A 25495-nucleotide genomic window follows, 5' to 3' on the forward strand; every position below is an offset into this window, starting at 1 on the left:
GGCGAAGTGGGGTCAGGCGAAGTCGGGTCAGGCGAGGCGGGGGCGGGCGACGGCGCGCGCCGGGTCCCCGACCGCGACCTGGCTGTGCTCCGGGTGCTGCGCCGGCACCTGACGCCGTTCGCTGTCGAGCAGCTGGCCCGGCACCGGGCGCGCGAGAGCTCGCGCGGCGACTGGGACCTGACCCCGCGCGAATGGGACGTCGCGGACCTCGCCGCGCAGGGGCTCACGAACCGGCAGATCGCGGCCCGGCTGTTCATCGGCGTGGACACGGTGAAGAAGCACCTGACGCGCGTCCTGGCGGCCACTTCCTGCGGCAGCCGCACGCAGCTCGCGGTGCTGTTCAACTCCCGCGACACGCCGGTGTGACGGCGCCGGGGGCGAATCACGGCGGGCCGGGGCTAGGCTCCTGATGAAAACGACATTCATTACCGTGTCGCCGAGTGTTCGCCCCCGGAGGAGAGGAAGACCTTAAGCATGTCCCTGGACGTCGCACCCCACCTGCTGAAGCAGGCCGAAGTCGGAGAGGTGAACGAGGCGGACTTCGCCGGCACCGTCGCGGCCTCGCTGCCCTACGCCCACACCATGGTCGAGAAGCTGGCCGCCGAACTGCACGCCGACCCCGCGAAGCAGTTCGCCGACAACCAGATCGCCCCCACCGACGCCGAGCGCGGGCAGCTGCTGCGCGCGCTGGCCTCGGACTCCATTCGCGGCAGCCTGGAGCGCCGGTTCGCCGTGAAGCTCGCCTTCCAGAACTGTCACCGGGTCGCGGTGTTCCGGCCGGGGGCCGCGGATTCGGAGGCCTATCGCCGGTTCACGTCGGAGCGTGCGCAGATCCTGAATCAGTCGCCGGAGTTTCGGGATTGCTGACGATTTCGGGACTGCCGCCGATCCAGCACGGCGCTCCGGGAGTTGGGCTCAGCCCCGGAGCGCTGGCGCCCTCGCCGTTTTCAGCAATGCGAGGTAAGCCGCAAACCGCGCCTCCTCAATCCGCGCCTCCTCAATCCGCCGCCCGTTTCTTCGGCAGCTTGCCGAACCCGGTCCGGGTGGCAGCCAGGATCAGCCGGTCGCCCGGCACCAGAACGCGCCCCCGATCCGCCCCCGACCAGTCGTAGTCGTCGCTGCCGGTCCGCCGGATCGCCAGCACCCGGGTCAGCGCCGGCTGGTCCACGCCGCGCAGCTCCCGGCCGGCCAGTTCCGAACCCTCCTCGACCGCGACCTCCGCGATCAGCAGGACCTTGCGATACACCGACAGGGTCCCCAGCACCTCCCGCCCCATCATCGCCGCGGCGAACGCCGGGGCCGCGAGGTAGGACACCGAGCGGGAGGCGGTGTTGTCGAACTTCGTGTAGATGTGCCGGGCGAAGTCGTCGTCGAAGAGCCGCACCACCACCCGTACCTCCGGGTTGATGGCCCGCGCCTCCAACGCCGCCTCCAGGTTCACGACGTCGTCGCCGGTCACCGCCACGACCGCGCGGGCCCGGCCGATCTGCGCGCGGCGCAGGGCGTCGTCGATCGGCCGGTCGCCGGCCACCACCGGGACGTCCAGCACCCGGGCCGCGGCGATCCCGCGGGCGTCGGCGTCCCGCTCGATGCCCACCACCGGGACGCCGAGCTCCCGGAACAGGGCCGTCACCCGGGTCCCGGCGTTGCCCAGGCCGACCACGACGACGTGGCCGCGCAGCCCCGTGCTGGGCTGGCGGGTACGGACACTGCGACGCGTCGCGGTGCTCTCGACGAACACCGCCGTCACCACCGGCATCAGCACGATGCCGCACAGCGTGATCGCCACCTGGAACACCCGCTGCACGTCGCCGCCGACCGCGCTGGGTTGGCCGTAGACGTCCGGGACCGCGGAGCCCGCGACGTCGAGCAGAGTCTCGTACAGCGCCCAGGCGAACGGCCGCGCCAGCACCCAGATACCGATGAGCGACACCAGGAGCGTGACGACCGACGCGATCAGGATCGTGCGCAGTTTGGCGCTGGTGAAGAAGCGCAGGGTGTCGGAGGCCCGCCACATCAGGCGCGAGGTCGGTGAGACCTGGTGGCTGCCCCTCGGCGTGCCGGTGTCGGACGCGTCGAGGAACTGGAGCGCGGCGTGCCGAGGCGACCGCTCCTGGAGCAGCATCCACTCCGCGGTCCGGCTCCCGGCCGCAGCCTCCGGCAGGACCTCGATGTCCTCCTGGCTGTCCCGGTCGATGCCGTCGGCGATCAGGCGCGGGGTCCGGTCCATGTCGATCGCCGAACCGATCGCGACCCGCAGGGCCCGGCCGCCGGCGCTGACCGAGTGCGGACGTTGCAGCGCGGCGTTGACGAAGGCCGGCGCGGCGGTCGCCGAGGCCGACAGGACCGTGCAGTTGTCGACCAGCTGCCTGATGTGCACGCCGAGCCGCTGGTTGAACATCCGGATCACGACCCTGATATCCGGGCGCATCGACGCGGCGAGCATCGCGGCGTGGATGTTGGCGCGGTCGTCCCCGTCGACGAAGGCGATCGCCGCCGCCTCGTCGATCCCGGCCTGGCGCAGGGCTTCCTTGGAGACGTAGGTGTCCGCGATGGTCCGGTCCGGGCCCAGCCGCTCGGCGATGCGGATGGTGTAGGACGTCTCCTCGGCCGGGACGATCGCGGTGGTGCGGACGCCGTAGTGCTCGGTCAGCTCATAGCTGAGGCGGTAGGCGAGGGAGTTCCCGCCCACGACGATGAAAAGGTCCCCCATGCGGGGATGGTAGAGGGCTGCGGTGAATTCTAGGGGTGCATCTCGTAAGCGCCCGACAAACCCGCCACCCGCTCCCAGATCCGGCCGAACCGCGCCTCGTCCACCACCGGCTTGCGCACCGCGCCCAGCGCCCAGGCCTGCTGAGCCTGGGTCGAGGACGGCTTGCCGTGCAGCGCGACGGCGTACTCGGAGAAGTCCCGGACCAGGAAGTCGAAGATCTGGTCCACGACGTCGGTGTCCAGCCCGGTCAGCCGGGCCTGCTCCAGGATCAGCTGCCCGTAGACGACGAGCGTGAACAGGTGCCCGAGGTTCAGCAGGAAGTCCAGGTCCTTCTGCTGCGCCTCGTCCGGCGGGCAGGTCGCCAGGAACCGCGTCAGGGCCTCGGCCTGCTCGGTGAAGCGGGCGACGTTCGGCACGCCGGCCGCCTCGCGGTAGGCCGCGCGCCAGTCGTGGAAGCGCACCTTGCCCAGGCCGCGCGCCGGGCCCTGGTGGAACAGGAACGTGTCGTCGGCGGCGTCGTCGCGGGTCGGGACCTCGGCGTACTCCTGCGGCGTGAACAGGTAGTTCGGCATGAACTTCAGCACCAGCGCGAGGTTCACGTGCACCGTGCCCTCCAGCTTCGGCAGGGCCCTGATGTAGTGGGTGGCGCCGTTGAAGTACGTGTCCTTCTCGAAGCCGCGGGCGGCGATCACGTCCCACAGCAGATCCACGACGCGCTCGCCCTCCGAGGTCACCTTCATCTTGGTGATCGGGTTGAACAACAGGTACCGGCGGTCCTCGGCGCTCGCGGTGCGGAAGTAGTCGACGGCGCGGGCGCTGAACAGCTTCATCGCGACCAGACGCGCGTAGGCGTCGGCGAAGGAGGCGCGGACGTGGCCGAAGTCGGTGACCGGGTGGCCGTAGAGGATCCGGTTGTGGGCGTGGGTGATGGCCTCGTAGAAGGAGTGCTCTGCGATACCCACCGAGGCCGTGCAGAGGTTGAACTTGCCGACGTTGACCGTGTTCAGCGCGGCGCTGAAGGCGTCCGCGCCGGTGTGCAGGAGGTCGGCGTCGGTGACCGGGTAGGCGTGCAGCTTGAACTCGCTGACGAACATCTGCGAGTCCACGACGTTCTGGACCAGCTCGAACTTCTCGTGCCGGCTGTCCACGGCGAAGAAGACGTAGCCGTCCGGGCCCTCGACGTCGGCGCGGCGGCCGAAGACCGACACCAGGCCGGCCACGTTGCCGTTGCCGATGTAGTACTTGCCGCCGGTCGCGGTGTAGCCGCCGGCGCCGTCCGGGGTGAGGATCATGTCGGTGCTGTAGACGTCGGCGCCGTGTTCCTTCTCGGACAGACCGAAGGCGAAGACGTGGCCCTCGTCGAGCAGCCGGGCCGCGCGCTCACGGGCCGCCGCGTTCTCGCTCATCCACACCGGACCCAGGCCCAGGACCGTGACCTGCCAGGTGTACCAGTAGGGCAGGCCGTAGAAGCCCAGGATCTCGCTCAGTGCGGCATTGCGGGCGGTGTCCCAGCGCTGGGCCGGGGCGGCCGGGCCGAAGGCGTCGGCGGCCGGGGTCTGGAACGTCGCGAACAGCTTCTCCTTCGCGACGAACTCCAGGAAGTCGGCGTACCAGACCCGGTCCAGGTCCTCGGCGATCAGGCGGCGCTTGCCGCGCGCCTCGAACCAGTCGATGACGGCGGTGAGCAGCCGCTGCGTCTCCCCGTCGAAGTGCGAGAAGTCGGCGGTGCGCGGGTTGAACAACGCGGCCGGGTCGTGAGTCATGGCGCGATGCTACCAGCGGGTAACTTTAGGCGGCGGGAGATGTGATCCGACACACCGCAGACCGACATAACGCACACCGACGTACCGCACACCGGCGCGCCGGGAAAGTCAGGCGGACTGTTGGGCCGGGGCGGTCGAGCCGGTCGATCCGGTCGAGCCGTCGGCACCGGAGGTGGCGGATGCCAAGCCGAGCGCAGAGCGGGCGGCCACCATATCTTTCAGGTCCAGGCTGTCCTCCGCTCGGCGCAGGTCGTCCTGGAAGGCGGCGGTGCCGGGGGCGCTCGCCGTCTGCGCCCAGAGACCGGCGGCGGAGGTGTGCGCGGCGACGAGGGCGTCGATGGCCGGCTGCACGTCCGCCGGCCACTGTTCGGTGGTCAGCGCCGTGATCTCGCCCCGCAGGGCGGTCGTGATGTCGCTCGCCGCCTGTTCCTGGTCGGCCAGCGTCGCCGACTGCGGAAGCAGGGTGAACCGGCCGACGGTGGTGATCACCGGGCGGGTGGCGTCCAGGAGGCTCAGCTGGTCGGCGGTGTAACTCGACCGGTCCCGGTGCACAGACCCGGTCAGCGTGGCGTCCGGGAACTGAAGGAAACACACCACCCGGTGCACGCCCGCTCCCCACGCCTGCTCGTCCGGGTAGACGAACTCGATACGGCCGTTCACCGCCCCGGTGTCTGGAAGGTACTGGTTGAGCACGTCGATGCAGTGGGACGCGCCCTCGGCTCGCAGGGCGTCCGCTCCGGGGTAGGAGTCCTCGTCGAGGGTGGACGAGCCGACCGCCTCGCTGTCGTGCGGCGCGGAACAGGGGGCGACGGTGAAGGTCAGGGCGGCGCTCTTCGTCGAGCCCATCAGACCCGGCGGGAGGGTGAAGCAGTCGCCCGGGTGCAGGTCGAAGATCGGCACCACGCCCTTGCCGACGACGTTGCCGCCGGCGCCCCGGTGCGGCGGGCTGGCGTCGTCCGGCGCGGTGACCAGGCCGATGGTGACGAGGGTGGCGAAGGCCGCCATCCACACGCTCGACAGGACGATCCCGCTGATCGCCAGGCCCTTGCCCTTCTGGCCGGTCCTTTTGATCGTCGACAGCGAGAAGAGCCCGAAGAAGAACCCGACGATCGAGGTGATGACGGCGAATCCGCAGATACCCAGCACGAAGGAGGCGATCGAGAACCCGTTGGTGCCGGTCGGCCGCGGCGGGTAGCCGTAGCCGTACGGCGGGTAGGGCTGGTAGCCGTACGGATTCGCCCCGGGACCGTAGGGGTTCGCCCCCGGATAGGCCGGCAGCGGCGGAACGGGCTGAACCGGCGGGACCGAAGCGACCGGTGTGAACGCTGTGAACGGCGTGCTTTCAGCGCCGGACTCCGCCGCGCGCGACGATTCGTTCGGCGCGAGGCCGATCTCGGTTTCCATCCCCGGTCCCTCTCCCTGGCCGACCGCCCGCGGGTCGGCTCAGGGAGCATACCTCCAGTTCAGCGGCGTGATCACCAGTCTTGACGATCTTCCGGAGAGGGATCGCGTCGGAGACGGTTCGGCCTCGGCGGTTCGGCCTCAGCGGTAGTTCGCGCGGGTCCGGATCCGCGACACCGCCAACAGCACCGCCAGCGTGATCGTCATCATCACCGCGGTCACCGCCGCCGCCACGAACTGGTGGCCGCGGTCGTCGAGCGCGTAGATGCGCAGCGGGAGCGTCGTCCAGTCCGCCGAGTAGACCATCGCGGTCGCGCCGAGCTCACCCATCGACAGCGCGAAGCACAGGGCGAGCGAGCCGGTCAGCGCCGGGAGCAACAGCGGCAGCTTCACGCGCAACAGCGTGTAGTACGGCCGCGCGCCGAGGGACGCGGCAGCCTGCTCATACGCCGGATCCAGGCGGGTGACGGCCGCCGAGACCTGCTGGAAGGCGTAGGCGGTGACCAGGATCGAGTGCGCCATCACCACGATCGTGTTGGTGCCGTTGAGCAGGACCGGCCCTTGCGAGAAGGCGACCAGCAGGGCCAGGCCGACGACCACCGACGGGACCGCGATCGGCAGCATGAATACGGTCTGGATCAGGGTTTTGCCGACGCGGTTGCGGACCGCGTCCAGCGCCAGCGCGGACCAGGTGCCGACGACCAGCGCGATGACGCTGGACAGCAGGGCGGTGATCAGCGAGGTCTCCAGGCCGTCCAACGGGTCGGTGTGGAAGGCGGCGGTGATGTTGGAGAAGGTGTAGGAGGACGGGAACGCGCCGTTCCACTGCTTGGTGAACGCCGCCAGCACCAGCACGCCGAACGGCAGCGCGAACAGCAACAGGAAGAAGAACGCGAAGACCGCCCACGCGATCCGCTGCGCCCTACGCGTGTACAGCAGCACGACGGCCTCCAGACATCCGGGCGAGCAGCACGCGGTAGCCGGCGAACAGGGCCAGCGACAGCACGATGTTGATGACGGCCAGGGCGCAGGCCCCGGCGTAGTTGGTCTGCTCCTTGGCGAAGTTCTCGATCAGCACCGGGAGCGTCTGGTACTTGGCGCCGGTGAAGGAGACGATGCCGTACTCGTTCATCGTCAGCATCAGCACCAGCGACCCGCCGGCGAACACCGCGGGCAGCGCCTCGGGCAGGATCACCTGCCAGATCACCCGCCCGGCCCGGGCCCCGAGCGACGCGGCGACCTCCAGCTGCCCGGTGTCGATCTGCGAGAACGCGGTCAGCAGCGGCCGCATCACGAACGGCGTGAAGTAGATCAGCTCGGCCAGCCAGATCCCCCACGGCGAGTACTCGATGAAGTTGATCGGCGTGTCGTGCCGCCCCCCGGTGAGCGCCGAGGCGATGTGGTTCACCATCCCGACCCGCCCGTACAGGAACATGATCGACACGGTGATCAGGAACGACGGGAACGACAGGAACACGTCGATGAACCGCGACACCGCCCGCGCGCCGGGGAACGGCACGAACGCGATGATCAGCGCGAGCAGGAAGCCCAGCACCAGGCAGCCGACGGTCGAGTAGACCGCCATCTGGATGGTGTTCTTGATGACGGTGCGGGTGCCGGGGTCCTTCAGGGTGTCCATGAAGGACGTGGTCACCTTGAAGGGGTTGGTCGGATCCGGCGGGCTGCCCTCGATCGCCTGCTTGACGACGAGGTAGAGCGGATAGAGGAAAGCCGCGCCGAGCAAGAGGATCGGGGGAGTGGACCACAGCCAGGCCAGGGAGCGCCGGGCCTTGTTGGCGGGCGCGGAGGGCCGGCCGCCGGGCACGGCCGGTGCGGGCGGCGGGAGTTCGGTGACGGCGGTCATCGGGCGGCGTCCTCGGCCGGTGCGGGCTCAGCCGGAGCAGGCTCTGCGGTCGGAGCGTCCTCGGCCGGTGCGGGCTCGGCTGTAGGGGCGGGCTTGACCGGAGCGTTCTTGGCCGGAGTGGGCTCGGCGGTCGGTGTGGGCTCGCTCGGAGTGCCCTTGGCCGGTGTGGTCTTGGCGGCCGAGGCTGGATCAGCGCTCGGCGATCCGGTCGCAGCCGCCGGTATCAGCACCGCGTCCTCCGCCGAGAAGTGCAGCCACACCTCATCGCCGATCGCCGGCGGGTTCCGCAGTTCGTTGGTGTCCAGCCGTACCTCGTGCCCGTGCACATCGGCGAAGATCCGGTGTGCCGAGCCGCGCCACTGCACCTCGCTCACCGTTCCGCTGAAGGCGTTGTCATGGTGCTCGGCGGCGGCCAGGCCCAGGAAGTGTGGGCGCAGGCAAAGCGTTCGCGTCTCTCCGGCCGCCGCCTGTTCGGTGCAGGTCGCGGTGACCAGCTCACCGGCGGGCGCGCCGCCCTCCGTCGTGATCCGCACCGTCACCCGGAACGACCCGTCGCCGTGCGCCGCACACTCCGCGACCGTCACCGGCAACAGATTCGAGTTCCCCACGAACCCCGCGGCGAACTCCGTCCCGGGGCGCTTGTACAAGTCCCGCGCCGTGCCGACCTCGACCAGCCGCGCCTCGTTCATCACCGCGATCCGGTCGGCCAGCGTCAGGGCCTCGATCTGGTCGTGGGTGACATACAGGATGCTGACATCGGGCAGCTCCCGGTGCAGCCGCGCCAGCTCCGCGAGCATGCCGCTGCGCAGCTGCGCGTCCAGGGCCGACAGTGGTTCGTCCAGCAGCAGCACTGACGGCTGGATCGCCAGGGCGCGGGCGATCGCGACCCGCTGCTGCTGCCCGCCGGACAGCTCGCGCGGGTAGCGCTTGGCGTACTGGGCCATGCCGGTCATCCGCAGCGCCTCGGCCACGCGCGCCGGGATCTCCGATTTGGCTACCAGCTTCTGTGCCTTCAGTCCGAAGGCCACGTTCTGCTCCACCCGCATGTGCGGGAAGAGCGCGTACTGCTGCACCACCATCCCCAGTCCGCGCTTGTACGGCGGCAGGTCGGTGACGTCCCGGCCGCCGACGTGCACGCGTCCGGAGGCCGGGCGGACGAAGCCGGCGACCGCGCGCAGGGCCGTGGTCTTGCCCGAGCCGGAGGGCCCGAGCAGGGCCACGACCTCACCCGGAGCCACGTCCAGGGTGAAGGAGTCGAGCACGACGTTGCCGTTGTAGGCGACCGTCACGTCGTCGAAGCGGATGCCCCCGGATCCGCGTCCTGTTCGTCGGGCCGTCGGGTCGGCTTCGGTGGCGGCCATGCTCACTCCTGGTCACTCCTGTTGGTGATACGGGTACTGATATGTCGGCGGGGCGGCCGGTCAGCTCGGGGTGCCGGTCGCGGTGTCCCAGGCCTTGACGTCGCTGTTGTAGTTCTGCGCTACCTCGTTCCAGTCCACCGGGAAGACGGTCACGCCCTGCATCAGCGCGGTCAGGGCCGCGTAGTTGCTGTCGGTGGGCTTGACGTCGGTGCGGGTCGGGAAGCCGTAGGCCACCTTGGAGGCGTCCAGCTGCGCGCCCTCGGAGAGCAGGAAGTCGATCAGCTTCTTGCCGTTGGCCGCGTTCGGCGCGCCCTTGACCAGCCCGGCCATGTAGGGCAGGGAGAAGGTGCTGGGCTTGCCGTCGTTGCCGGCCGGGAAGAAGATCTTGTTGTTCGGGTACTGCGTCGTGCTGTCGACGTAGTTCATCTGCACGTCGCCGTTGGCCACCCACAGGTCGCCGGTGTTGACCTTGCTCTCCAGCGCGCCGGTGGACTTGGACGGCCCGACGTTGTTGGACTGGAGCTTCTTGAAGTAGTCCCACGCCGCGTTCCGGTCGCCGCCGAACGCCTGGATCGCCGCGATCATCACGCCGGTGCCGTCGCCGGCCACGCCCGGGGTGGAGTACTGGAGCTTCTTGGCGAACTTCGGGTCCAGCAGGTCGTTCCAGGTCTTCGGCGGGCCGTCGGGCATCGCCTTGGTGTTGTAGATGAAGGACAGGTAGTCGCCCATGACGGCTTCCCACTGGCCTCCTCTGTCCACCAGCGAGGGGTCGACCTTGTCCACGCAGGTCGGGCTGTAGGCCTGCAACAGACCCGAGGCCTCGGCCTTCTGGATGAACGGCGGCAGGGTGACCAGCACGTCGGCCTTCGGGTTCGACTTCTCGGAGTCGACCTTGGTCTCGACGCCGCCGGAGCCGTCCTCGGAGTAGTTCACGTGGATGCCGGTCAGCGCCGTGAACTTCTTGAACTCCTGGTTGTACCAGTTGTTGTCGTCCTTGCTGTCGTACAGACCGTCGGCGCTGTAGATGGTCACCTGGCCGCCGGAGCCGTCGGCCTTGGGCGCGGCGGTCGGGGCGGCAGCGCCGAGGGCCGGGCACGGGGTGGAGGCCGCGGCGGCCGCCGTGGTGGAGGAGCCGCCGGCGGCGGACTTGGAGGAGGAACAAGCCGTCAGCCCGGTCAGTGCCAGCCCGCCGACGGCGAACGCGGCGCCGAGGCGGCGGGTCAGTACTTGCGACATGGGGGTGCCCTTCTAGGTGAATATCTCCGGGTATGTCGTGACTCGGAGCCGTACCTTCGCGGGTGCGAGTGACTGACAGGCGATCGCCTGGTGAACATTCGTGTTCGGACATCGTGCGGCAGGTGGCATTCCGTGCTCCGGAGTGTTCCTGCCGCAGGAAGGGCCGCCAACCGCCATACCGGCTATGGCCGCCATAGCCGAAGCCCTCGCCGCAGGCCCGGGCTCCGAGTCACCCCCCGGTTCACGGAGTGTTCATCCAGTCCTTCAAACCTGTGCTTCGATGCGCGGGCCGCACATAGCGAGCCGCTATCCACTCCATGCTGAAGAGCGGTCTTGGCGGATGCCCGCGCTTATCCCAAGGTAGGAACCATGGTTGATCATCTCCCTGTCCGCCCCGGACTCCTCGGCAACTTCGTCGGCGGTGTCTGGGGCCCGGCCGCGGCCGGCGGCACGCGGGCGAACGTGAGCCCCGCCGACACCTCCGACGTACTCGGCCGCTTCGCCGACTCCACGGCCGCCGACGCCACCGCCGCCGTGGACGCCGCCGAGGCCGCGCTGCCGGCCTGGCGCGAGCTCGGGCCGATCAAGCGCGCCGAGTTCGTGCGCCGAGCAGAGAGGATCATCGGCGAGCGCGAGGACGAGTTCGCCCGGGCGATCAGCCGGGAGCAGGGCAAGCTGTACAAGGAAGCGCTCGGCGAGGTGCGGCGCGGGATGGCGATCCTGGACTTCACGGCCGGGGAGGGCCGGCGGCTCAACGGCTACACCACACCGGCCGAGGAGCCGCGCACCGTCGCGATGACCTTCCGCCGGCCGATCGGCGTAGTCGCTCTGATCACGCCGTGGAACTTCCCGCTGACCATCCCGATCTGGAAGGTGGCGCCGGCGCTGGTCGCCGGGTGCACCAGCGTGCTGAAGCCGTCGCCGTTCACCCCCTATTCGGCGGCGCTGCTGGTGCAGGCCTTCGCCGACGCCGGGGTCCCGGCCGGCGTGCTGAACCTGGTGCAGGGCGACCGCGGACCCGGCGAGGCGCTGACCGATGACGAGCGGGTGGCGGGGATCTCCTTCACCGGCTCGCTGCCGGTCGGCCGCGCGATCCACCAGGCCGGTGCCGGGCGGCTGATGAAGACGCAGCTGGAACTCGGCGGCAAGAACGCGGTGCTGGTGCTCGAGGACGCCGATCTGGACAAGGCCGCCGCCGCGATCGTGTTCGGCGCGTTCGGCCAGGCCGGGCAACGGTGTTCGGCGACCTCGCGGGTCGTGGTCGACGTGCGGGTCAAGGAAGCGTTGCTGGAGAAGGTGGTCGCGAAGGTGGGCGCCCTGAAGGTGGGCAGCCCCTTCGACCCGGCCGCCGAAGTCTGCCCGGTGGTCAACGAGGACCGGATGAACGCCTGCCTGGACGCCGTCGTAGAGGCCCAGGAGGCCGGGGCGAAGGTCGCGGTCGGCGGGCACCGGTTCACCGACGGCGTCCCGGACGGCTACTACGTCCAGCCGACCGTGCTGCGCGATGTCCCCTGGGACTGCGAGATCGCCCAGGAGGAGATCTTCGGCCCGGTGCTGTCGGTCATCGACTGCGACGGCTTCGACGACGCGATGCGTATCTCGAATTCCGTGAAGTACGGCATGTCCGGCACCATTTTCACGCAGAACCCGGCGCACATCTTCGAGGCGCTGGAACGCTTCGAGGCCGGCATGCTCCACGTCAACCGGCCCGGCGTCGGCGCCTACGCGCACCTGCCGCACATGGGCGCCAAGCAGTCGCAGTACGGCGCGCCGGAGTGCTCGCCGGAGGTCTGGGACTTCTACACCGAATGGCGGTCGGCGTGCATCAGCTACTGAACCCGATGCGCCAGGCGAGAGTCATGACCGCCGCTGAAGCGGTGCAGGCTTTTGTCGAGCCCGGCGCGGTACTGGGCCTGGGCGGCCAGAACATCAACCGCTGCCCGATGGCCCTGGTGCACGAGGTGGTGCGGCAGGACATCGGCGAGCTGACGGTCGTCGGCTGCAACCTGTCGCTGCCGCTGGACCACCTGGTCGCCGCGGGCCTGGTGGTCCGCACTGAGCAGGGCAGCGGCAACCTGGAGAAGTTCGGGACGCTGTTCAGCTGGCGCCGGGCCGTGGAGGCGAACCGCATCGCGGTGCGCGACTACTCCCACCTGTCGATGGCCTCCCGGTTCCTGGCCGGTGCGATGGGCCTGCCGTTCATGCCGGTGCGCTCGCTGCTGGGCTCCTCGGTGCTCGAACGGCTCGTGGCCGAGGACGAAGCGGTGGTCATCGCCGACCACTGGAGCGGCGAGCCGGTGGTGCTGGTGCGCGCCTGCACCCCCGACGTCTCGCTGATCCACGCCAACGCCGCCGACACCGACGGCAACGTGGTCATCGACGGGGTGACCAGCCACGAGGTGGACATGGTCCGGGCCTCGCGGCACGTCATCGTCTCGGTGGAGCAGGTGCTGCCGGCCGGCGCGTTCGACGACCAGCCGGAGCGGGTCACCATCTCAGGGGCCTACATCAGTGCGGTCGTGGAGCAGCCGTGGGGCGCCTGGCCGACCAGCGTCTATCGCAAGTACGACTACTACGAATCCGAGATCGACGGCTACCAGAGGCGCGCCAAGGCCGGGGACGAGGGGCCGCGGGCCTTCCTGGCCGAGAACGTCGCCGCGCACGCCGATTTCGACGCCTATCTGGCCGCGACCGATCCCGGCGGGTCGGCGCGGACCGCGATGGCCGAGCAGATGCGGAGCCTGCTGTGACCGTGACCGAACCCGATATCAGTGCCCTGCCGCGCGAGCTGCTGGTGTTCGAGGGCGCCCGGCAGATCGCCGACGGCGACTGTGTGATCGCCGGCACCGGACTGCCGCTGCTGGCCGGTCTGGTGGCGCAGCGCACGCACGCCCCGCGGGCCCGGCTGCTGATCGAATCAGGGGTCGTGTTCCCCAAGGTGGTGCCGACGCCGCTGTCCGTGGTGGACCCGCGGATCATGCACGCGCCGTCCAAGCTGGGCTCGCTGATCGAATCGCTCGGCGGCTTCGTGCAGCGCGGCCTGGTCGCCACCGGCTTCCTGGGCGGGGCGCAGATCGACGCCCGCGCGAACATCAACTCCACCTGGATCGAGCGCGGTTCGGGCCGGGTGCGGCTGCCCGGCAGCGGCGGTGCCAACGACATCGCCTCGCACTGCGCCACGATCGTGGTGCTCACCAGCCACGAGAAGCGCCGCTTCCCGGAGCGCTGCGACTACATCACCTCGCCGGGCTTCCTGGACGGCCCCGGCGCCCGCCGCCGGGCCGGGCTGAACCCGGTGCGGGTGAAGGTGGTCACCGACCTGTGCGTGCTGGAGGGCGACGACACCGAGGGCGAGCTCACCGTCAGCGCCCTGATGCCCGGCGCGACCGTCGAGGACGTGCTGGCGAACACCGGCTTCACGCCCCGGATCGCCGACCACCTCGACGTGGTCGCCACCCCGTCGGCCGAGCACCTGGCGCTGCTGCGCGACGTGCTCGACCCCGAGTCCCGTTATTTTCCCGAACGACTGAGGAACGGAAACACCCATGACTGAGACGACTGAGAAGACCCCCTTCCACTGGAAGTCCAACATCGCCTGGAAGAACCGCGACCGGATCGTGGTCCGCGGCTACGACGTCAACGAACTCACCGGCAACCTGGACTTCGGCCAGATGCTGTTCCTGGTCCTCAAGGGCGAGCTGCCGACCGAGGCGCAGGCGATGATCACCAACGCCATGATGGTCTCGCTGGCCGAGCACGCGATGTCCCCGTCCTCGGCCACCGTCCGCTTCGCCACCTCCGGCGGCGCCGAACTCAACGGCGCGGTCTCGGCCGGCGTCGCGGCGATCGGCCGCCTGCACGGCACCGCCGACCGCCCGGCGAACATGTACATCGGCGTCGAGCAGCGCGCCGCCGCCGAGGGCATCCCGATGGAGCAGGCCGCCGCGCTCACCGTCCAGGAGATGCGCGCCCGCCGCGAGAACATGCCCGGCTACCACCACGCGCAGCACATCCGCGACCCGCGCACCGTGCGCCTGCTGGAGCTCAGCGACAAGTGGGGCATCAGCGGCACCTACGTCGCCATCGCCCGCGCCATGGAGGACGCCACCGAGGCCGTCTTCGGCCGCCGCCTGTGGATCAACGGCCCCGGCGCGATGGGCTGCATCGGCCTGGACGCCGGCTACTCCCCGCTGGAGATGAAGGCGATGTTCATCACCGCCCGCACCCTGTCGCTGTGCGCCCACTCGATCGAGGAGTCGACGCGCGAGAAGGGCTGGCGCGCCTCGGAGAACTCCGACATGGTGCAGCCGCTGTCGCTGCAGATGCAGGGGCCCGACTGGTACGACGGCCCGGCTGACCGGGAGCTGCCGACGGGGTTCGCGGAGTAGGCGGCGCGCGGAGGAGCCGGCGCGCGGACTAGGCGGCGAAGCGCCTGGGGCGCTGGGCGAGTCTGAGGCGCCGCCTGGCCGGCTCGGAGCTGGCAGCGGCGTTCTCGTGCGCGGCCGTCAGAGGCCGCCACGCTCGGCGTGGCGCGAGCTGCGGCTGGAAACTATGGCCAGCATGGCCGGTCGTCCTGTGGTGCCCTCTGGCGCGCCGCAGCGGCGGCCGGCCAGGTCTGCTTCGGGTCTCGTGATCCGAAGTCGGAGCTTTTGAAGCCGGAGCTTTTGAAGCCGGAGTTCTTGAAGCCGGAGTTCTTGAAGCCGGAGCCGCGTTGTTGGAATCGGCGTCCAAAGCCATGCTCCGCACCCTGGCCCCGGACGCCGGAGAAGCCCCCGCGACGTGTCGCGAAGGCTTCTCCGTGTGAGAGGTTTCGGGTCGGGTTACTGGGCGAGCGCCCGGACCTTCTCCGCCTGCGGGCCCTTGGGGCCCTGGGTGATCTCGAACTCGACCGGCTGGTTCTCCTCGAGGTTCCGGTAACCCGAGCCCTCGATGGCCGAGAAGTGGACGAAGACGTCCGGACCGCCGCCGTCCTGCGCGATGAAGCCGTAGCCCTTCTCGCCGTTGAACCACTTGACCGTGCCAGTTGCCATGCTGCGTTCTACCTCGGAAATCACTCCCGCTGTGAGCGGGACCAGTGGATGGGTACCAGTGCTTGTTGCACCGATACCGGTCGAGCTTGGAGTGAGTCCCGATGTGCTTCATGAACCGACTGCCCAGTGCGACCGAGCGTCACGGTAGCACTACCACGGCCGTGACGATAGGTGAAAGGACATGGTGGGCGACGTGTCGTCACTCTCGTGGCGGACAGATCCACCCGGCCACGCGGGGTTCCAGTGGCGTTCTCCGACCGTTCCCGCAGAGGTGGCCGGGGGTGTCGGGGGTGTCCGGGGTTTTCCGAGGTGTTTCGGAGCCCGCCGAAATTCTCATCCGAGACCGGCGAAGAAACGATCGCTCATCTCCGTGTGGAGCGGGAAACAGAGCGGTTGCGCGTGGTCGATCACGACCAACTCCTGGGTCTCGCCCTCCGACAGCGCGTGCACGCGCTCGGGCGTGAGCCCGGCCAGATCCTCGATCGGCCGCGGCTTGACCCGGCCGAAGATGAGGATCACGAAACGCGGCGCGCTCAGCACGTCCGCGAGCTCCACCTCGGCCACGTCCGCGGACAGCCCGGTCTCCTCCCGCAGCTCGCGCACGGCCGCCTGCTGCCAGCTCTCGCCCTCCTCGATGAAGCCGCCCGGCAGTCCGATCTCGCCCAGCTGCGGCTCGATGCCCCGGCGCACCGTCAGCAGCCCGGTTCGGCCGTCGGTTCCGATGATCGGCACCATCACCAGCGCCACCGGCGTCGGGTTGCGCCAGGTGGTCTGGCCGCAGTGGGCACAGGTGCGCGGCCACGTCGCCTCGGGGGCGTAGGCGGTGCCGCAGTAGGAGCAGTGCGAGTTCTGGACCGGCATGGTTCATCAGCGTACGCCGACGGTTCATGGCGTGAACCGTCGGCTCCCGTCAGCCCGTCGCCGCCCCGATCAGCCCTCGCCCCGAATCAGCCCCCGCCCCGATCAAGCGAGCGAGAACTCGATCGGCTCGGTCGAGGACAGCCGCACCCGCCCGGTCAACGCCAGGTGCCGCAGATGCGACCCGGCCTCGCCGAGCGCCAGATGCCGCGCGAAGGTGTCCAGCCGCTCCCAGCCCTTGTTCCACTCCATGCCCTCGGTGATGCTCCACAGCGTCTTCGGCCCCACGGCCAGCTGCCCCTCGATCTGCGCCAGCCGCTGCACGTGGTGCTCGGTGATCTCCGCTGCCCGCCCGGCGACGTCGTCGAAGGGCGCCCGGTGCGCCGGTAGCGCCCGCGTGGTCTTCAGACGTGAGACCTTCTGCAGCGAGGCCAGGAAGTCGCCCAGCGGGTCGGAGGTGCCGACCACGTGGTCGTCGTAGACGGTCACCACCGGCGTGATGCCCGGCAGTACGTGGTCTCCGGTCAGGAGCGCCCCGCTGTCCTCCAAGTGGAAGCAGGTGTGGCCGGGGGAGTGGCCCGGGGTCCAGACGGCGCGCAGCGTGCGTCCTGGGACGTCCATCAAGGCGCCGTCCTCGATCAGCACGTCCGGCACCGCCGGCTTGGCCCCGGACGGGATCGCCGCCGCGGCGTTCTCGATCGCCTCGGCCGGCGCCCCGCACAGTTCCAGCAACGCCTTGTAGCGCTTGGTCCACGGCTCGCGCTCGGCGGTCCGGACCAGGTCGACGACCTTCGCGTCCGCTTCGTGCAGCGCCACCCAGCACCCGCTCAGTTCCCGGATGCGCCCGGCGAGCCCGTGGTGATCGGGATGGTGGTGGGTGACGAGTACGCCGTGCACGTCGGAGATCGAGCTGCCGATCGCCTCCAGCCCTTGCTCCAGCGCCGCCAGCGAGCCGGGATCGTCCCACCCGGCGTCGATGAGGACCGGGCCGCCCGCGGTCGTCTCCAGCGCGTAGACGAGCGTGTAGCCGAGCGGGTTGTCGGGGAAGGGGACGCGGATCGACCAGACGCCGGGGAGCTCTTCGCCGGGGGGCCGAGTAGTACCGGGCGCGGCGTCCTGCATAGGGAGGCTCCTTCGCTCAACAGTGATGGGAACACGTTCTCATGGCTAGTTAGCGAGGCGAAAGGTTCGCTCCCGCCAGCCCCGGCCAGACGGTCATTGAGCTTGCCCACAGGAACTGGTATCTGTTCTAACGGGCCGCCTTCTGACGGCCAGTCAGCATCACGAGAGGCATGCGGCATGGGCACCGTGACCGAGCACGGGAAACTGTTCATCGGCGGCTCCTACGTCGACCCGGCCACCGACGCGAAGCTGGAGATGATCTCCCCGGTCACCGAGGAGGTCTTCGGCCGCACCCCCGAGGCCGCCCCGGCGGACATGGACCGCGCGGTCGCCGCGGCCCGCCACGCCTTCGACGACGGCCCGTGGCCGCGGATGAGCGTGGCCGAGCGGGTGGAGATCCTGCGCCGGCTGCGGGACCAGTACGAGGCGCGCTCGGAGGAGCTGGCGAAGCTCATCAGCTCCGAGACCGGATCGCCGTACTCGTGGTCGATCCTGGCCCAGGTGTGGGCGCCGATCATGATCTGGGACTTCTTCCTGAACATGGCCGCGGACTACCCGTGGGAGGAACTGCGGCAGGGCCTGCTGGGGCCGACGGTGGTACGCAGCGAACCGGTGGGCGTGGCGGCCGGGATCGTGGCCTGGAACGTGCCGCAGTTCATCACCGTGAGCAAGATCGCCCCGGCGTTGGTGGCCGGCTGCGCGGTGGTGGTGAAGCCGTCGCCGGAGACCGCGTTGGACTCGTACCTGTTGGCGGACATGGCTTTGGAGGCCGGGCTGCCGGAGGGCGTGCTGAACATCGTCCCGGCGGGCCGCGAGAACAGCGCCTACCTGGCCGCGCATCCGGGGCTGGACAAGATCGCCTTCACCGGCTCCACGGCCGGCGGCAAGGCCGTCCTGGCGGCCGCCACGCCGAACCTGACCCGGGTGACGCTGGAACTCGGCGGCAAGTCGGCGGCGATCATCCTGCCGGACGCGGATCTGGGTACTGCGATCCCGGGACTGTTGCCGAACTCGTATATGAACAACGGGCAGGCCTGCGTCGCGCAGACCCGGGTGCTGGTCCAGCGCGACCGGTACGCCGAGACGGTCGAGGCGATGGCCGAGGCTGTCAGGGGCCTGAAGACCGGCGATCCGCTCGATCCGGAGACGCAGATCGGGCCGTTGGTGGCGGAACGGCAGCGGGACCGCGTGGAGTCCTACATCGCCAAGGGCTTGGGCGAGGGCGCACGGGTGGTCGTCGGCGGCGGACGGCCGGCGGATCTGCCGAAGGGGTGGTTCGTCGAGCCGACGTTGTTCGCGGACGTCGACAACCGGATGGTGATCGCCCAGGAGGAGATCTTCGGTCCGGTGGTGGCGATGATCCCGTACACGGACGAGGCGGACGCGATCCGGATCGCCAACGACTCCGACTACGGGCTGTCGGGCTCGGTGTGGTCGGCGGACGTGGAGCACGGGCTGGACGTGGCGCGTCAGGTGCGGACCGGGAACTACGGGGTCAACACGTTCGGGATGGAGTTCAACTCGCCGTTCGGCGGCTACAAGCAGTCCGGGATCGGGCGCGAGTTCGGGCCCGAGGGGCTGCGGGCATACCTGGAGACGAAGACGATGCATCTGCCGAACGGCTATACGCCGGAAGGGTTTTGAGCGGTGGCGCAGACCAAGTGGCGGGTGACGGTCGATACGGATCTGTGCATCGGGTCCGGGGGGTGCGTGCTGCGCGCGCCCGAGGGGTTCGAGCTGGACGCGGCTCGGCAGTCTTGTCCGCGGCACGCGGTGCTGGGGGCCTCGGACGAGGTGCTGGACGCCGCGGAGAACTGTCCGGTGGAGGCCATCACGATCGTGGAGGAGGGCAGTGGGGCCGCGGTTTTCCCTCCCGCGGATTGAGGCTTCGCCCGATCCGTAGTCCTTGACTGAGTCATTGACTCAGTCAACTATATCGGCCTACCGTGGGCGCATGGTGGATCTCGCGCCCGCTGTGGCAGCTGTGCGTTCGTTCAATCGCGGCTATACGAAGGTCATCGGCGTCCTCGAAGAGGGACTTCTTCAGAGCTCGTACACACTCACCGAGGTCCGGGTCCTGTTCGAGATCGCGCACGCCGGGCCGGAGGGTTCCAGCGTCGCGCGGATACGCGAGGACCTCGGGCTCGATCCCGGGTACCTGAGCCGGATCCTGGCGCGGTTCGACAGCGAGGGACTGGTGGTCCGGGGGCGTGCCCCCGAGGACGCGCGTAAGGGGACTGTCGCGCTGACGGAGCGTGGGGCCGGGGTCTTCTCAGGGCTCGATGAGCGGTCCAGCGAGCAGGTCGCGGCTTGGCTGTCGCGGTTGGGGGCCGGGGAGCGGGCGCGGTTGGTCGAGGCCATGGGTCAGATAGGGGCGTTGTTGCAGCTTGAAGGGGCTGCGGCGTACGACCCGGGTTCCGCTGACGCTGACGTCGTCACCGGCACCGGCACCGGCACCGGCGCGGGTACCGGAGCGGGCACTGGCGCAGGCGTGGGTACCGGCGCCGGAACCGGCGTGGGCGTGACGCTCCGTGCCCCGAGACCCGGCGACTACGGCTGGGCCGTGGAGCGCCACGGGGCTCTGTACGCGGCCGAGCGCGACTTCGACGAGACCTTCGAGGCCGACGTCGCCAAGATCGTCGCCGACTACGCGCGTTCGCACGACCCGGACCGCGAGGCGTTCTGGATCGCGGAGGCGCTGGGACGGCGCGTCGGCTGCGTCGCGCTGGTGCGCCGGCCTACGGACGACGGGGTCGACACGGCACAACTCAGGATTCTGTTGGTGGAGCCCTCGGCGCGCGGGCTGGGGGTGGGCTGGCGGCTGGTCGAGGAGTGCGTGGCGTTCGCGCGCAAGGCCGGGTACCGGCGGATGGTGCTGTACACGGTCGACGGGCTCAGCGCCGCGCACCGGATCTATCGGGCGGTGGGGTTCGAGATCGTGCGGCAGGAGGCCGTGGAGATGTGGGGGCATCATTTGGTGGAGCAGGAGTGGCGGTTGGCGTTGGGTTAGCCCCTGGCACCGCCTTCCACGTGGCAGGATGGTCGTGCCATGGACCTCCCCGCCGACCTCGCCGCGTCCCTCGAAGCCGCCACCGCCGATCTCTCGTTGCGCGAGTTGGAGGCCTCGGTCGACCGCCTGATCGCCCGCTACCGGACCCCCGGGCGCGCCGATCGCCCGATCCTGTCCGGTGCCGTCGATGCCGCCGCGTATGCCGCGTACCGGATGCCCGCCACGTGGGGCGCGGTGCGTGCGGCCCTCAGTGCGACCGCCACGCGCCTGCCGGGCCTGGCGCCGCAGACCCTCGTGGACGTCGGCGGCGGGACCGGTGCGGCGGCGTGGGCGGCGGCTGCGGTGTTCGGTGCCACGCTCAAGGACGTCACCGTCCTGGACCAGGTGCCCGAAGCGCTCGACCTGGGCCGGCGGCTGGCGCGCGACGCGTTCTCCGGCGCGTTGCGGCACACGGACTGGCGCCAGGTGCGCTTCCCCGCCGAGATCCCCGCCGCCGACCTGGTGACCGTGTCGTACGTGCTGAGTGAGCTGGCACCCGAGGCGCAGGACGCGCTGGTCCGGGCCTCAGCGGCGGCCGGGGAGACGATCGCGGTGATCGAGCCGGGCACGCCCGACGGCTACCAGCGGATCATGGCCGCGCGCGACGTCCTCACCGATATGGGCCTGCACATCGCCGCCCCCTGTCCGCACTCCCGAGCCTGCCCGCTGCTCGGCACCCGCGACTGGTGCCACTTCGCCTCGCGCATCCATCGCACGCCGCTGCACCGGCGCCTCAAGGGCGCCGATCTCGGGCATGAGGACGAGAAGTTCGCGTACGTCGTGGCGACCCGCGAGCCGCTCGCGGAGGCGGCGTCGGCACGCATCCTGCGTCACCCGCAGATCCGCAAGGGGCTGGTGATGATGCAGCTGTGCCACCCGGACAGCACGGTCGCGCAGGCGCTCGTCTCCAAGCGGCAGGGGGACGCGTATCGCGCCGCGCGTGATGCCGATTGGGGCGGCACCTGGGCGCCGGACGCCCCGTCGCTTGACGGCGGCGGCTTGTCCTGAGCGGCCCTACTCAGCCCCCGCCGCCTGCGAGACCAGCGTGCAAGCCGTATCGATGTCCGCCTTCACCTGCGAGATCGAAGCCCGCCCCGACAGCCAGGTGATCAGCGTCGAGTGCCACGTGTGCGTGACCACCCGCACCGCCGCCAGCTCCGCCCGGGTCAGCGGCCGCCCGGCGTGGATGGCGTCGCCGATGACGTCGGTGATCAGGCGGTTGACCGAGTCCACTTCGGCCGAGACGGAGCGGTCGGCGAATGTCAGGGCCCGCATCATGGCCTCGGCCAAGTGGGGTTCGCGCTGGAGGGCCTTGAAGGTGCGCATCAGCGTCTCGGCGACGCGCTCGCCGGGGTCGGTGCTGATCGGGGGCTTGCGGCGGAGCTGGTCGTGCAGTTGTTCCAGCTGGTCCTGCATGGTGGCCACCAGAAGGTGGATCTTGGAGGGGAAGTAGCGGTAGAGGGTGCCCAGGGCCACCTCCGAGAGCTCCGCCACCTCGCGCATCTGGACCGCGTCGAAGCCGCCGCGGGCCGCCAGCTGCTGGGTGGCGCGCAGGATGCGCTGGCGGCGGGCTTCCTGACGCTCCGTCAGGGCCGGAACCGGCGACGGTGCCGAAGCGGGGGTGCCGGTCGGGGCCGACGCGTCAACCGTCATGGGCGTTCCTCAACCTCTGGGTCCTCAACATGTCGTTCCCGGCTGGATCTGGCGCGGACACAGACCGTTTCCGTCCTGGTAGCCGGTTGTGTTCCGTCTGTGAACTGTGTCACGTCCCAACTCTGCCACCTGCGGCGCGGGCGAAGTAGGAACTTGTTCTAGATTAGCGCCACGGATTATGCTCCGTTGACCCGCTCGTGACGCCGTCTAAGCCGTGAAGGCGGGACACGGACTTACGGAGCGAGGTGATGGAGCATGGAGGACGGCCGACTACGCATAGCCCTGCTCGCATACAAGGGGAATCCCTTCTGCGGCGGCCAAGGCGTCTACGTCCGGCACCTCTCCCGTGAACTCGCCCGCCTGGGCCACACCGTCGAAGTGCTGGCCGGCCAGCCGTATCCGGTGCTGGACCCCGAGCCCGGCGTGAAGCTCACCGAGATAGCCAGCCTGGACCTGTACCGCCAGCCCGACCCGTTCCGCACCCCCAAGCGCGCGGAGTACCGCGACTGGGTGGACATGCTGGAGGTCGGGACGATGTGGACCGCCGGGTTCCCCGAGCCGCTGACCTTCTCGCTGCGTGCGCTGCGCCACCTCCAGGGCCGCCGGGGCGAGTTCGACGTGGTCCACGACAACCAGAGCCTCGGCTACGGACTGCTCGGCATGCCGCGCCTGGGCTTCCCGACGCTGGCGACCATCCACCACCCGATCCAGGTGGACCGCGAGCTGGAACTGGCCGCCGCGCCGGGCCGGGGCAAGCGGGCCTCGGTGCGCCGCTGGTATGCCTTCACCAGGATGCAGACCCGCGTCGCGCGGCGGCTGCCGGAGATCATCACCGTCTCGTCCTCCTCGGCCGTGGAGATCGGGGAGTACCTCGGCGTGCCGCAGCGGCGGATCACCACCATCCCGATCGGGGCCGATACCGACGCCTTCTCGCCGGATCCCTCGGTGGCCAAGGTCCCGGGGCGGATCGTCACCACGGCCAGCGCGGACGTGCCGCTGAAGGGCCTGCTGCCGTTGGTGGAGGCACTGGCGAAGGTGCGGGTGGAGAACGAGCACGCGCATCTGGTGGTGGTCGGCAAGGCCAAGCAGGACGGCGTCGTCGCCAAGGCGATCGAGCGCCTGGGGCTGACCGGCTCGGTGCGGTTCGTGCACGGGATATCCGACGCCGAACTCATCGACCTGATCCGCTCGGCCGAGGCGGCCTGTGTGCCCTCGCTGTATGAGGGCTTCTCGTTGCCCGCGGTCGAGGCCATGGCCTGCGGAGCCGCGCTGGTGTCCACCACCGGCGGGGCGATCCCCGAGGTGGCGGGCGAGGACGGCCGGACCACGCTCGCGGTGCCGCCCGGCGACCCGTCGGCGCTTGCCACCGCCTTGACCCGGGTACTGGGGGACGCGGATCTGCGGGCCCGGTTGGGTGCGGCGGCGCGGGAACGTGTTCTGGAACGGTTCACGTGGCGGGCCGCGGCGATCGCCACCGCCGAGCGCTACCGCGCGCTCCTCGCCGCCGGCCGGGATCCGATCGACTGGGACCGGATGGCCGCCGACAGGCTCCGTCGCGGACGAAAGGCAGGGGTCTGACGTGCTCACCGTGGACTTCGAGAAGTTCCCGATCAACAAGGGCGAGAAGGTCCTGGACATGGGCTGCGGCTTCGGCCGGCACGCCTTCGCGCTGCTGCGTCAGGGCGCTGACGTGGTCGCCCTGGACTACAGCCAGGACGAGGTCGCCGAGGTGACCAAGTGGTTCGCCGCGATGCAGCTGGCCGGGGAGGTGCCGGCCGGCGCGGGCGCGATCGCGGTGCGCGGCACCGCCTACGGGCTGCCGTTCGCCGACGGCACCTTCGACGCGATCGTCGCCGCCGAGGTGCTGGAGCACCTGCCCGACGACCGGCTGGCGATGGCCGAGCTGGTGCGGGTGCTCAAACCCGGCGGGCGGCTGGCGGTGACGGTGCCGCGCTGGTTCCCGGAGAAGGTGTGCTGGGCCCTGTCCGACGCCTACCACGAGGTCGAGGGCGGCCACATCCGGGTCTACAAGCGGCGCGAGATGGTCGACAAGCTGCGCCAGGCCGGTGTGGTGCCACGGGAGCTGCACCACGCGCACGCGCTGCACGCGCCGTACTGGTGGCTGAAGTGCGCGGTCGGGGTCGACAACGAGAACGCCCCGGTGAAGGCGTACAAGAAGCTCCTGGAGTGGGACATCATCAAGGCCCCGGCCCTCACCCGCGCCGGCGAGGCGCTGCTGAACCCGGTGCTGGGCAAGAGCCTGGTCGTCTACGCCACGAAGCCGGCCGCATGACGGACGGGCCCGTAACGGAGTCCGGAGAACTCGCCGCCGCGGCGGAACTGCTGGCCTGCGAAGGCGTTCTGAGCGCCGAGCAGGTCCGCACCACCGTCGAGGGGATAGCCGCGCTCCAGCGGCCGGACGGCGCGATCCCGTGGTTCCACGGCGGCCATCTGGACCCCTGGGACCACATCGAGGCGGCGATGGCGCTGGACGTCGCCGGGCTGCCGGAGCGCGCGCTGGCGGCGTACCGGTGGCTCGCGGCGTCACAGAACGCTGACGGTTCCTGGTACGCCGCCTACGCCGACGCGCCCGACGGGGTGAGCGAGCCGACCAACCGGCTGTGCGAGACCAACTTCAGCGCCTACCTCGCGGTCGGCGTCTGGCACCACTGGCTGGCCACCGGCGACGAGGATTTCCTGGCCCGGATGTGGCCGCCGGTGCGGCGCGCGATGGACTTCGTGCTGAGCCTTCAGAGCCCGGGCGGCGAGATCGTGTGGTGCCGCGACGATCAGGGACGCGAGGCCGACGAGGCGCTGCTGACCGGCTGCTCCTCGATGTACCAGGCGCTGCGCTGCGCGCTGGCGATCGCCGAGCGGGTCGGGAGCGGCCGGCCGGACTGGGAGCTGGCCTGCGGCCGCCTGGGGCACGCGCTGGCCGCGCACCCGGAGCGGTTCGCGGATAAGGGCACGTACTCGATGGACTGGTACTACCCGGTGCTCGGGACGGCGCTGCGCGGCATGGCGGCCGAGCGGCGGATCGCAGCGGACTGGGACGCGTTCGTGGTCCCCGGCCTCGGGGCGCGGTGCGTCTCGACGAACCCCTGGGTCACCGGCGGCGAGACGTGCGAGCTGGCGCTGGCACTGTGGGCGATCGGGGATGCCGAGCGGGCGCGGATGCTGTTGCGGGACATCCAGCACCTGCGGGACGACGCTGACGGGATGTACTGGACCGGCCGGGTCTACGAGGCGGACGACGAGGGGCACCGGCCCGCGATCTGGCCGCGGGAGAAGACGGCCTGGACCGCCGGCGCGCTGTTGCTGGCGCTGGCCGCGCTTGCTGAGGAGAAGGCGACGGTTGCGGTGTTTGGTGGGGATGGGCTGCCTGAGGGGATGTTGGTGGCTTGTTCGGTTGCGGAGTGTGTGGCGGTTTGAGGGGGGGTGGGGG

At 70.3% G+C, this 25495-nt stretch carries 23 protein-coding genes and 1 pseudogene; 13 read left to right on the forward strand and 11 right to left on the reverse strand.

From position 1 onward, the window contains the following. Nucleotides 1-366, forward strand: a 366-nt coding sequence (locus KGQ19_RS33745) for a LuxR family transcriptional regulator (protein WP_230419861.1), incomplete at its 5' end; no start/stop codon positions are given. Nucleotides 367-474: 108 nt separating this feature from the next. Next, nucleotides 475-867, forward strand: a complete 393-nt coding sequence (locus KGQ19_RS33750) for an SCO5389 family protein (RefSeq protein WP_212016852.1) — start codon at nt 475-477, stop codon at nt 865-867. Nucleotides 868-997: 130 nt separating this feature from the next. Here KGQ19_RS33750 and KGQ19_RS33755 read toward each other — a convergent pair whose 3' ends face one another. The 7 genes and pseudogenes from KGQ19_RS33755 to KGQ19_RS33785 all read right to left on the reverse strand — a co-directional run bounded on the left by KGQ19_RS33755 (nt 998) and on the right by KGQ19_RS33785 (nt 10338). Next, nucleotides 998-2713: an NAD-binding protein gene (locus KGQ19_RS33755; RefSeq protein ID WP_212016854.1), complete on the reverse strand. Its 1716-nt coding sequence runs from the start codon at nt 2711-2713 to the stop codon at nt 998-1000. A gap of 29 nt (nt 2714-2742) precedes the next feature. Then, nucleotides 2743-4476, reverse strand: coding sequence for an acyl-CoA dehydrogenase family protein (locus KGQ19_RS33760; protein ID WP_212016856.1), 1734 nt, complete (start codon nt 4474-4476; stop codon nt 2743-2745). 108 nt (nt 4477-4584) lie between these two features. Further along, the gene (locus tag KGQ19_RS33765) at nt 4585-5880 is read right to left on the reverse strand and encodes a DUF4190 domain-containing protein (RefSeq protein ID WP_212016858.1); all 1296 of its coding nucleotides are present in this window, start codon (nt 5878-5880) and stop codon (nt 4585-4587) included. A gap of 138 nt (nt 5881-6018) precedes the next feature. After that, nucleotides 6019-6819 (reverse strand): ABC transporter permease, encoded by an 801-nt coding sequence (locus KGQ19_RS33770; protein ID WP_212016860.1) that lies wholly within the window; start codon nt 6817-6819, stop codon nt 6019-6021. After that, a complete protein-coding gene (locus KGQ19_RS33775; protein ID WP_212016862.1) occupies nt 6800-7741 on the reverse strand; it encodes a 2-aminoethylphosphonate ABC transporter permease subunit in 942 nt (313 codons plus the stop codon). Before KGQ19_RS33775 ends, KGQ19_RS33770 begins: the two co-directional genes overlap by 20 nt. A 194-nt stretch (nt 7742-7935) precedes the next feature. After that, nucleotides 7936-9102: pseudogene (locus KGQ19_RS33780) on the reverse strand (ABC transporter ATP-binding protein); the annotation flags it as partial. Nucleotides 9103-9162: 60 nt separating this feature from the next. After that, nucleotides 9163-10338, reverse strand: coding sequence for a 2-aminoethylphosphonate ABC transporter substrate-binding protein (locus KGQ19_RS33785; RefSeq protein ID WP_212016866.1), 1176 nt, complete (start codon nt 10336-10338; stop codon nt 9163-9165). A 369-nt stretch (nt 10339-10707) separates the two neighbouring features. Here KGQ19_RS33785 and KGQ19_RS33790 point away from each other — a divergent pair, with 369 nt between their 5' ends. From KGQ19_RS33790 to KGQ19_RS33805, 4 genes are read left to right on the forward strand one after another with little or no spacing between them, the layout of a single operon-like run. After that, nucleotides 10708-12174, forward strand: coding sequence for an aldehyde dehydrogenase family protein (locus KGQ19_RS33790; RefSeq protein WP_212016869.1), 1467 nt, complete (start codon nt 10708-10710; stop codon nt 12172-12174). A gap of 23 nt (nt 12175-12197) precedes the next feature. Continuing rightward, nucleotides 12198-13088 carry a CoA transferase subunit A gene (locus KGQ19_RS33795; RefSeq protein ID WP_230419862.1) on the forward strand — a complete coding sequence of 297 codons (891 nt, stop codon included), beginning with the start codon at nt 12198-12200 and terminating at the stop codon, nt 13086-13088. Continuing rightward, nucleotides 13085-13891, forward strand: coding sequence for a CoA-transferase subunit beta (locus tag KGQ19_RS33800; protein WP_212016873.1), 807 nt, complete (start codon nt 13085-13087; stop codon nt 13889-13891). Before KGQ19_RS33795 ends, KGQ19_RS33800 begins: the two co-directional genes overlap by 4 nt. Continuing rightward, nucleotides 13884-14726 (forward strand): citrate/2-methylcitrate synthase, encoded by an 843-nt coding sequence (locus KGQ19_RS33805; protein WP_212016875.1) that lies wholly within the window; start codon nt 13884-13886, stop codon nt 14724-14726. Before KGQ19_RS33800 ends, KGQ19_RS33805 begins: the two co-directional genes overlap by 8 nt. 432 nt (nt 14727-15158) lie before the next feature. Here KGQ19_RS33805 and KGQ19_RS33810 read toward each other — a convergent pair whose 3' ends face one another. The 3 genes from KGQ19_RS33810 to KGQ19_RS33820 all read right to left on the reverse strand — a co-directional run bounded on the left by KGQ19_RS33810 (nt 15159) and on the right by KGQ19_RS33820 (nt 17348). Then, complete coding sequence (locus KGQ19_RS33810) at nt 15159-15368, reverse strand: cold-shock protein (RefSeq protein ID WP_012786341.1); 210 nt, start codon at nt 15366-15368, stop codon at nt 15159-15161. 333 nt (nt 15369-15701) lie between these two features. Then, a complete protein-coding gene (locus KGQ19_RS33815) occupies nt 15702-16229 on the reverse strand; it encodes an NUDIX domain-containing protein (protein WP_212016877.1) in 528 nt (175 codons plus the stop codon). Between the two features lie 102 nt (nt 16230-16331). Beyond that, entirely contained in the window at nt 16332-17348 is a 1017-nt protein-coding gene (locus tag KGQ19_RS33820; RefSeq protein WP_212016879.1) for an MBL fold metallo-hydrolase, read from the reverse strand. Nucleotides 17349-17525: 177 nt separating this feature from the next. Here KGQ19_RS33820 and KGQ19_RS33825 point away from each other — a divergent pair, with 177 nt between their 5' ends. From KGQ19_RS33825 to KGQ19_RS33840, 4 genes are all read left to right on the forward strand, one after another. Next, nucleotides 17526-18992, forward strand: coding sequence for an aldehyde dehydrogenase (locus KGQ19_RS33825; protein WP_212016881.1), 1467 nt, complete (start codon nt 17526-17528; stop codon nt 18990-18992). Nucleotides 18993-18995: 3 nt separating this feature from the next. Beyond that, nucleotides 18996-19232 carry a ferredoxin gene (locus tag KGQ19_RS33830; protein ID WP_212016883.1) on the forward strand — a complete coding sequence of 79 codons (237 nt, stop codon included), beginning with the start codon at nt 18996-18998 and terminating at the stop codon, nt 19230-19232. 70 nt (nt 19233-19302) lie between these two features. Continuing rightward, complete coding sequence (locus tag KGQ19_RS33835; RefSeq protein WP_212016885.1) at nt 19303-20358, forward strand: bifunctional helix-turn-helix transcriptional regulator/GNAT family N-acetyltransferase; 1056 nt, start codon at nt 19303-19305, stop codon at nt 20356-20358. Nucleotides 20359-20397: 39 nt separating this feature from the next. Beyond that, nucleotides 20398-21405 carry a small ribosomal subunit Rsm22 family protein gene (locus KGQ19_RS33840; protein WP_212016887.1) on the forward strand — a complete coding sequence of 336 codons (1008 nt, stop codon included), beginning with the start codon at nt 20398-20400 and terminating at the stop codon, nt 21403-21405. 6 nt (nt 21406-21411) lie between these two features. Here the strand turns inward: KGQ19_RS33840 and KGQ19_RS33845 are convergent, their stop codons facing one another. Continuing rightward, nucleotides 21412-22050 (reverse strand): TetR family transcriptional regulator, encoded by a 639-nt coding sequence (locus tag KGQ19_RS33845; RefSeq protein WP_212016890.1) that lies wholly within the window; start codon nt 22048-22050, stop codon nt 21412-21414. Between the two features lie 255 nt (nt 22051-22305). Here KGQ19_RS33845 and KGQ19_RS33850 point away from each other — a divergent pair, with 255 nt between their 5' ends. The 3 genes from KGQ19_RS33850 to KGQ19_RS33860 are packed head-to-tail and all read left to right on the forward strand — an operon-like array spanning nt 22306 to nt 25482. Further along, a complete protein-coding gene (locus KGQ19_RS33850; RefSeq protein ID WP_212016892.1) occupies nt 22306-23628 on the forward strand; it encodes a glycosyltransferase family 4 protein in 1323 nt (440 codons plus the stop codon). A gap of 1 nt (nt 23629) precedes the next feature. Next, a complete protein-coding gene (locus KGQ19_RS33855; protein ID WP_212016894.1) occupies nt 23630-24343 on the forward strand; it encodes a class I SAM-dependent methyltransferase in 714 nt (237 codons plus the stop codon). Beyond that, the gene (locus tag KGQ19_RS33860) at nt 24340-25482 is read left to right on the forward strand and encodes a prenyltransferase/squalene oxidase repeat-containing protein (protein WP_212016896.1); all 1143 of its coding nucleotides are present in this window, start codon (nt 24340-24342) and stop codon (nt 25480-25482) included. The genes KGQ19_RS33855 and KGQ19_RS33860 overlap by 4 nt, the downstream gene beginning before the upstream one ends. Nucleotides 25483-25495: the final 13 nt, after the last annotated feature.

Source organism: Catenulispora pinistramenti, from assembly GCF_018274385.1.
Classification (GTDB): Bacteria; Actinomycetota; Actinomycetes; order Streptomycetales; family Catenulisporaceae; genus Catenulispora; species Catenulispora pinistramenti.